The organism is Glycomyces xiaoerkulensis (genome assembly GCF_002798405.1).
GTDB classification, from domain to species: domain Bacteria; phylum Actinomycetota; class Actinomycetes; order Mycobacteriales; family Micromonosporaceae; genus Glycomyces; species Glycomyces xiaoerkulensis.
The window spans coordinates 1-1,393 of record NZ_PGGV01000036.1 but is presented as its reverse complement, the minus strand read 5'-3'; the positions used below and the strand labels follow the sequence as shown (position 1 = coordinate 1,393).

Here is a 1,393-nt window from a genome sequence, read left to right as displayed (position 1 = left end):
TGCAACGGCAACGAGGTCCAGCAGTGGGAGATCGTCGACGCCGGCGGCGGCTACTCCAACATCGTCAACCGCTACTCCGGCCTGTGCCTGGACGACTTCGAATGGGGCACCGAGGACGGCGCCGAAGTCCGCCAATGGACCTGCAACGGCTCCGAAGTCCAAGACTGGACCATCGGCTGACGATCGTTCCGCACCGGTGGGCGCGAACGTTTCGATGACCGAGGCGAGTCCGCGTCGCCGATCGAGGGCCCTTCCACCCGTGGTGCAGCAATGCTCTGCCATTCCGGGCGGGAGGGCCCTCGCCGGATTCAAGCCGGATCGTCCGGTCGACGCCGGGTTTCACCTGCTCGGGGTTGCCGCCCGTTGCATGATCGTTATGAGCCCGTCCCTGAAGAGGCTTGACGTGATCGATAACATGAGTAAGGATTTGAGCGATAACATCCTCTGGGATGGATTGAACTCCTCAAATCTCACCAGCATGAAGGGCAATGATCATGCTCAGGAAAGCTATTGTCGGCCTGGGGGCCGGCGCGCTCTTGTTCGGCTCGGCCGCGTGCGGGGCCGACGACGGGGACGGCTCGGGCGGCGACTCGGGCGAGGGCCTGGTCGTCGGGTTCGCTCAGGTGGGCGCCGAGTCGGCGTGGCGGACGGCCAACTCCGACTCGGTGCAGGCGGCCGCCGAGGCCGACGACCGGATCGACGAGCTGAAGTTCGTCGACGCCCAGCAGGAGCAGGAAAAGCAGATCGAGGCGATCCGCAACTTCATCACCCAGCAGGTCGATGTGATCGTCCTGGCCCCGGTGGTGGAGACCGGCTGGACCGACGTGCTCGGCGAGGCCGAGACCGCCGGGATCCCGGTGGTCCTGGCCGACCGCGGCATCGAGGCGGCCGATGAGGACCTGTACGTCACCCGGCTGGGGTCGGACTTCGTCGAGGAGGGCCGCAAGGCCGGGTCCTGGACGGTCGAGACCTTCGGCGGCGGGGAGACCACCCGCATCCTGGAGCTGGAGGGCACGGTGGGGTCGGCCCCGGCCAACGACCGCAAGACCGGCTTCTACGAGGTCCTGGACGGCGAGGGGCTGGACTATGAGCTGGTCGATTCGCAGTCGGGCGACTTCACCGCCGAGGGCGGCAAGTCGGTGATGGAGACCTTCATCTCCACCCACGGGCTGGAGGAGGTCGACCTGCTGTACGCCCACAACGACGAGATGGGGCTGGGCGCGATCCAGGCGATCGAGGAGGCCGGGTTCGAGCCGGGCACCGATGTGCAGATCATCATCGTCGACGGTTCCAAGGCCGGGTTCGAGGCCGGCGTGGACGGCAAGGTCAACTACATCGTGGAGTGCAACCCGGTCTTCGGCGACCAGTTGATGGACGTGGTCGTCCAGGTCGA

The 1,393-nt window shown here is 66.5% G+C and carries 2 protein-coding genes; both read left to right on the top strand.

All coding sequences use genetic code 11. From position 1 onward, the window contains the following. The coding region (locus tag CUT39_RS16485; protein WP_198587213.1) for an RICIN domain-containing protein at positions 1 to 180 on the top strand (180 nt) is incomplete at its 5' end. 308 nt (positions 181 to 488) lie between these two features. Continuing rightward, on the top strand, positions 489 to 1,393 hold a 905-nt coding region (locus CUT39_RS16480), incomplete at its 3' end, for an ABC transporter substrate-binding protein (RefSeq protein ID WP_198587103.1).